Source organism: Marisediminicola senii (assembly GCF_011057645.1).
Taxonomy (GTDB): domain Bacteria; phylum Actinomycetota; class Actinomycetes; order Actinomycetales; family Microbacteriaceae; genus Marisediminicola; species Marisediminicola senii.
In genome coordinates this window covers 1-6830 of record NZ_JAALGE010000076.1, presented here as the reverse complement: position 1 = coordinate 6830, position 6830 = coordinate 1, and the positions used below count along the sequence as shown (strand labels likewise).

The 6830-nt window shown below is 72.0% G+C and carries 6 protein-coding genes; all 6 read right to left on the bottom strand.

From position 1 onward, the window contains the following. Positions 1-123: 123 nt before the first annotated feature. On the bottom strand, positions 124-1044 hold the full coding sequence (gene fmt, locus G5S38_RS14865; protein ID WP_165070291.1) for a methionyl-tRNA formyltransferase: 921 nt from the start codon (positions 1042-1044) through the stop codon (positions 124-126). Between the two features lie 118 nt (positions 1045-1162). Then, the gene (locus G5S38_RS14860) at positions 1163-3283 is read right to left on the bottom strand and encodes a primosomal protein N' family DNA-binding protein (RefSeq protein ID WP_165070288.1); all 2121 of its coding nucleotides are present in this window, start codon (positions 3281-3283) and stop codon (positions 1163-1165) included. Between the two features lie 18 nt (positions 3284-3301). After that, on the bottom strand, positions 3302-4504 hold the full coding sequence (gene metK, locus G5S38_RS14855; RefSeq protein ID WP_165070284.1) for a methionine adenosyltransferase: 1203 nt from the start codon (positions 4502-4504) through the stop codon (positions 3302-3304). A 47-nt stretch (positions 4505-4551) separates the two neighbouring features. Next, entirely contained in the window at positions 4552-5772 is a 1221-nt protein-coding gene (gene coaBC, locus G5S38_RS14850) for a bifunctional phosphopantothenoylcysteine decarboxylase/phosphopantothenate--cysteine ligase CoaBC (RefSeq protein WP_165070281.1), read from the bottom strand. Between the two features lie 13 nt (positions 5773-5785). Next, positions 5786-6043: a DNA-directed RNA polymerase subunit omega gene (gene rpoZ / locus G5S38_RS14845; RefSeq protein ID WP_165070278.1), complete on the bottom strand. Its 258-nt coding sequence runs from the start codon at positions 6041-6043 to the stop codon at positions 5786-5788. An 87-nt stretch (positions 6044-6130) separates the two neighbouring features. Beyond that, the coding region (gene gmk / locus G5S38_RS14840) for a guanylate kinase (protein WP_165070276.1) at positions 6131-6830 on the bottom strand (700 nt) is incomplete at its 5' end.

Here is a 6830-nt window from a genome sequence, read left to right as displayed (position 1 = left end):
CCCCCGCCCCCAGGCCCCCCCAGGCGCCGCGCCGGGGAGGTTGCACGGTGCTGCGCTCGGCGGCGCGGTCGGGCGCGGCGGGGCCGCGGCCGCCGGCTCTCGGTGGGGTGTTGCGGGTGTCGCTCATCCTGCGATTGTCCCAGCCCCGGCGGGCCTGCCCCTCCACCAGTCCGGGGCGGCCATCGGCTTCTTGCCCGCCGGTTGCACCGTGACGAGCTCGATGGGGTCGCTCGCGGTGCCGACCAGGAGCCTGCGATCGTGGAACACCAACTCGCCGGGCTCCGCGCGGGCGACGTCGCGGGCGACGGACGCGTCGAGCACCTTGAGCCTGGCGCCGTCGACGGTGGTGAATGCGCCGGGCTCGGGCGTGACGCCGCGGATGACGTCGTACACGGCCCCGCCCGGCATCGTCCAGTCGAGCGCGCCGTCGGCGAGGGTGAGCTTGGGGGCCAGGGTCACGTCGCCGCGTTGCGGCTCCGCCCTGGCGTCACCGCGGGCGATGGAGTCGACGACCCTGCTGAGCAGTTCTGCACCGCCGTCGGAGAGGGATGCCAGCAGGTGCCCCGCCGTCTCGTGGGCGCCGACGGGCTGGGTGACCATGCCGAAGACGTCTCCGGCGTCGAGCTCCGGCACGAGCTGGAAGACGGTCGCCCCGGTGATCTCGTCGCCCGCCATGATGGCCCGCTGCACGGGCGCGGCCCCGCGCCACCGGGGCAGCAGCGAGAAGTGCAGGTTGATCCAGCCCAGCCGCGGTGCCGAGAGCAGGGGCTCGCGCACGAGTGCGCCGTAGGCGACGATCACGCCGAGGTCGGCGCCCAGCGCGGTGATGGCGGTGGTCGCGTCGGCGTCGAGGCGGTTGGTGGCGATCACGGACAGCCCGAGGCGTTCGGCTTCGACTTCGACGGCGGTGGGGGTCAGGATGCGGCGGCGACCCTGCGGCGAGGCCTGGCGGGTCACCACGCCGACGATCTCGTGCGGCGACTGCGCCAGCGCCCGCAGGCTGGGCACCGCGGCAGCCGGGCTGCCGGCGAAGACGATGCGCAGTGGTGCCGGCGCGGCTGGCAGCCGCTGGGCTGGCTCCTGAGGGGCTGGCTCCTGCGGGGCTGGCGTTGCGGCGTCGGGAGAGGGATTCATTGGGCCTTCGTTTCGCGCGATCACGCGATCAGTCGAGGAACGGTTCCGTGTCGTCGCAGCGCACCTTCAGTGTAGGCAGCGGCAGCGGGGCGGCCTTTCCCGGCACGCGCTTACGGCGTGCGCTCGCCGCCCTGATCACTTCCGCGCGGAGGGCGGAGGTCACCTCGGCACCGCGCGCGTACTCGAACCGCACGATGGCGCGAACGGACCCGCCATCGACCTCCACCGGGCCGAGGATGTCGGCGCCGTCCATGCCGCTGACCGCCGCGATGGCCGTCTCGACGGCCGATGGCGCGCCGGTCACGGTGGCGACCCGGATCGCGGGCGGGAATCGCAGGCGCCTCCGGTCGGACAGCTCGGACGCCGCGTATGCCTCGGGGCGCCAGGTGGCCATGGCGGAGGCGAGAGCTCCCCCGACGCCGACCAGGATGACGGGGGCCTTCGGGGCAGCGAGGGCGGCCGCGTTCGTCCACCACCGCAGGCAGTCTTCTCCCACCCTGAGGCTCTCGCGTGCCAGCATCCGTTCCCCATCGAGCAGCAGCACCGCATGGTAGCCACCGTCGGCGATGGGTTCGGCGCCGCGGGTGGCGACGACGAGCGCGGGGGCGTCGGTGACCGAGAGGATGGGGCGGTCGCCGTCGGCGACGATGACGCGCACGCCGGGGAATGCGCGCCCGAGGTCTTCTGCCGTGCGCACCGAGCCCTGGCCGATGAGGGTGAGCTTCTCGCCCTCGCAGTGCGCGCACCGCCACGCCGCGGCGGGCTTGCCGCACCAGTGGCACGACGGCACCGACCGGCCGCTCTTGGTGCCGAGCGGGCCCTCGCAGTGCGCGCAGCGGGCGGACTGGCCGCAGTCGGAGCAGGCCAGTCGCGGTGCGTAGCCAGGGCGGGCGACCTGCACCAGCACGGGGCCGGCCGCGAGGGCGGTTCGGGCTTTCTGCCACGCGCTCGACGGAATGCGCGCGATCGCGGCGTAACGGTCTTGTGGGGCCTGCTGCGCGGTGGGCAGCACGCGCGGTGAGATGGTGCGCTCGGGGCCGAGTTCGCCGACGAAGCCGAGTTCGACGAAGCGCTCGACCTCGGTGCTGCGCGCGTGCGAGAGCAGCAGCAGCGCACAGCCCTGCTGCTGCTGGCGCACCAGGGCGGCGTCGCGCGTGTGGACGTAGGGGCTGAGCGGTTCGGAGTGCAGGGGATCGCCGTCGTCCCAGATGGCGATCAGTCCGAGGGCGGCCGCTGGCGCGTAGACGACCGAGCGGTTGCCCACGATGACGAGCGGGGTGTCGCCGAGGCACGCGAGGTGGGCGCGGTATCGGTCGGGGCCGGACTGGCGGGCGTCGAGGTGCACGATGCGGTCGGCGGGCAGCACGGCGTGCAGCGCGGAGAGCAGCTGCGCCTGGTCGCGGTAGTCGGGCACCGCGAGAATCGCGGAGCGGCCGACGGCGAGGGCATCGGTCGCCGCCGCGGCCATGGTGGTCGCCCAGTGGCCGACCCACTCGCCGGATGCGAGCGGAACGACCCGCGGAACAGCGTCGACGGCCACCCTGCGGCCGTTCTCGACGGCGTCGCGGATGCGACCGGCCGGGTATGCGGTTATGTCCACCGCCCGGATCTCGTCGGCGGCGGTGGGCGGGGCGGCGGCGGAAGCCGGGACCGTGGGCGGGTCGGCGGAAGGCACGGCGGCATCGGGGGTCTCGTCGGACGCGGCATCCATCCCGCCCGACTGTCCCCCAGCTGCCGCGAGCCAGGCCTTCTCGACGCGCACCTGCCGCTTCGGCACGGCAAGTCGCAGCACGTCGCTGGCCCCTCCCGCCGCGCGGTCGGCGACGGCGCGCGCCAGCGTCCAGACCTCGGGGGCGAGCACGGCGGCGGTGGAGATGACCGCGTCGACCTCGCTCAGCGCCCCGGCGTAGTCACCGTCGGAGGTGACCTCGATCACGAACGCGTCGGCGATGCGCCCCGCGGAGCGGAGTGGCACGCGCACCCGGATTCCGGGGGTCACCTCACCGACCAACGCTGCCGGGATGGCGTAGTCGAACAGCCGGTCGAGCTGCGGGAGGGGCGAATCGACGATGACGCGCGCGACGGTGCGCTTCGGCGCGGGCCCGATCGTGCCCGGCCCCGTCGCGGCCCCTGTCACGTCAGAACCCATCGTCGCTGCCGGGAGGGATCAGAGCCCGGCGGCGCTGCGGAGGTCGTCGACGCGGTCGAGGCGCTCCCAGGTGAAGTCGGGTAGTTCTCGGCCGAAGTGGCCATAGGTGGCCGTCGCCGAGTAGATCGGGCGCAGCAGGTCGAGGTCGCGGATGATGGCCGCCGGGCGCAGGTCGAAGACCTCGCGGATGGCGGAGGTGATCACGTCGTCTGTCACGTGCCCGGTGCCGAACGACTCGACGTAGAACCCCACCGGTGCCGCCTTGCCGATGGCGTACGCGACCTGCACCTCGAGCCGGTCGGCGAGGCCCGCCGCGACGGCGTTCTTCGCCACCCAGCGCATCGCGTAGGCGGCGGAACGGTCGACCTTCGACGGGTCCTTGCCGCTGAACGCGCCGCCGCCGTGCCGGCTCGCACCGCCGTAGGTGTCGACGATGATCTTGCGCCCGGTGAGCCCGGCGTCGCCCTTGGGGCCGCCGATCTCGAAGCGGCCGGTCGGGTTGATGAGCAGGGTGGTCGCCGACGAGTCGAGGGCACAGGTCTCGAGCACCGGGCGGATGACGAGCTCTTCGACCTCTCGGGCGAGCTGCTCGTCGGAGACGGCGGGGGCGTGCTGGGTGGACAGCACGACGGTCTCGACGGTGCGAGGGGTGAGGCCGTCGTAGCCGATGGTCACCTGCGTCTTGCCGTCTGGCCTGAGGTAGTCGACGAGGTGCTCCTTGCGTACCTCGGCGAGCCGCTCGGCGAGGCGGTGCGCGAGCCAGATCGGCAGCGGCATGAGCTCCGGCGTCTCGCGCACGGCGAAGCCGAACATGAGCCCCTGGTCGCCTGCGCCCTGCGCGTTGAGGCTGTCGTCGTCGCCGGTGCGGGCTTCGATCGCCCGGTCGACGCCCTGCGCGATGTCGGGAGACTGCGAACCGATCGACACCGTGACACCGCAGTTGCGGCCGTCGAAGCTCACCTCGGACGAGTTGTACCCGATGGCGGTGATGCGGTCGCGCACCAGGGTCGGGATGTCGACGTAACCGGTCGTGGTCACCTCGCCCGCGACGTGCACGAGGCCGGTCGTCACGAGCGTCTCCACCGCGACGCGGCTGTGCGGATCGACCGCGAGCAGGGCGTCGAGAATGCCGTCGGAGATCTGGTCGCAGATCTTGTCTGGGTGCCCCTCGGTCACGGATTCGGAGGTGAACAGGCGCAGCCCGCGTGAAGGAGACGTCATGGTGGCCCGTCGAGAGAGGGGGTCGAACGTCGGCGTCGCGCGTCGGTTCAGACCAGCAGGTCGAGTATTCGGTGTGCCACCGCAGTCTTAGTGCCGACGGCCTCGACAACTATAGCTCCGGCCGCGTCGAGCACCCTGACGTCGTTGTCGGCCACGGTGAAACCCTCGCTCCAGCCCACCCTGTTGACGACGAGATAGTCGCAGCCCTTGCGCGCGATCTTCGCGCGGCCGAGTTCGAGCAGGGCGGAGTCGTCGCGTTCGGTCTCGGCGGCGAACCCGACGACGACCTGTCCGGCTGGTCTGTCCAGGGACAGGCCGGCGAGGACGTCGGGGTTCTGCACGAGCTCGAGGGTCAGCGTATGGCCCGTCGCGTCTTTCTTGATCTTGGATTCGTCGACGCTGGCCGGCCGGTAGTCGGCGACGGCCGCAGCCATCACGATGACGTCGTGGGCAGGCGCCTCGGCGGTCATGACGCGCTGCAGGTCGAGGGCGGTCGCGGCGTGCAGCACGCGCACCCCCTGCGGCTCCGGTACCTCGAGGTGCGCGGCGACCAGGGTGACGTCGGCGCCCCGCGCAGCGGCGGCGGCGGCGATCGCGACACCCTGGAGTCCGCTGCTGCGGTTGCCGAGGAAGCGCACCGGGTCGATGGGTTCGCGGGTTCCGCCCGCGGAGACGAGAACGCGGCGACCGGCGAGGTCGGCGGTGTTCGCGGTACTCGCGGCAGCGAGGGCGGCAGCGACGATGGCGTCGGGCTCCGACATGCGGCCGGCACCGGCATCCGTACCCGTCAATTGCCCCACCTCGGGCCCGACGACCGTGATCCCCCGCGCGGCGAGGGTTGCGATGTTGGCGACGGTGGAGGGGTTCTGCCACATCTCGGTGTGCATGGCGGGGGCGATGACGACCGGCGCGGTGCTGGCGAGGATGGTGGTGCCGAGCAGGTCGTCGGCGAGGCCGGCGGCGAGCTTGGCGATCGAGTTGGCGGTGGCCGGCGCGACGATGATCAGGTCGGCCGATTGCCCGAGGGCCACGTGGCGCACTTCGGCGACCCCCTCGTAGAGGTCGGTCTCGACGGGATTGCGGCTGATGGCCTCGAACGTGGGGCGGCCGACGAAGCGCAGCGCGCCGGCCGTCGGTACCACGTGCACGTCGTGCCCTGCGAGCACCAGGGCGCGCACGACACCGACGGCCTTGTATGCAGCAATACCCCCGGTGACGCCGACGACGACTCTCAGGGTCGCGCCGGTGCCAGCGGGGGTATCGGTCATGCCGGTATCGCTGTCAGTCGGCGAGCGGCTTGGCGACGAGCTTGTTCTCGTTGATCTCGTGGAGGGCGACCGAGAGCGGCTTGTCGTCGATGGTCGAGTCGACCAGGGGTCCGACGTTGTCGAACAGGCTTCCCTCGTGGAGGTCGGCGTAGTAATCGTTGATCTGGCGGGCGCGCTTGGAGGCGAAGATCACCAGGGCGTACTTGGAGTCGACCTTCGACAGCAGTTCGTCGATGGGCGGGTCGATGATGCCTTTTGCCTTGTCAGCCATGGTGTTGCTCCTTGTTGAGGTGTTCGCGACGAGTGGAGTGTGGAGGGGCCGATACGGCCACCTGGGGGCGGAAGGGTGCTATGACCGTTACCGCAGCGCCATCAAGTCTACGACCTCGGATGCCGCCGTGCCGACGTCGCTGTTCACGACCCGGTAATCGAACTCGTCCTGTGCAGCCAGTTCGACCTTGGCGGTGGCGAGTCTGCGCTGTTGTTCTTCGGTGCTCTCGGTGCCGCGGCCGATGAGCCTGCGCACCAGTTCTTCCCAGGTGGGCGGGAGCAGGAACACGAGAACGGCCTGCGGCATGGTCCCCCGCACCTGGCGCGCACCCTGCAGGTCGATTTCGAGAAGCACGCTCATACCCTCGGCCATCGCCTCCAGGACCGGCCCGCGCGGGGTGCCGTAGCGGAACGCGTTGTGCACGGTCGCCCACTCGAGCATCTCGTCGTTCTCGACCAGCGTGTCGAACTCGTCGTCGCTGAGGAAGAAGTAGTTGACGCCGTGCACCTCGCCTGGGCGGGGCTTGCGGGTGGTCGCCGACACCGACAGGTGCACGTCGGGGTAGTTCTCGCGGATGTAGGTCGATACCGTGCCCTTGCCGACCGCGGTGGGACCGGCGAGCACGACGAGGCGGGAGGGGATGCCAGTCTCCTGGCGCTTCTCGCGGTCGACGAGCCACTCGCGCAGGCGGGGGCGGTGCCGGGCGCCCCGCCCCCCCACCCCCCTGGGGGCGGCGCGGCCCGGCCGTGCCCTGGGCCTGGCGGCGCGGGGCGGGGCCAGGCCCGGG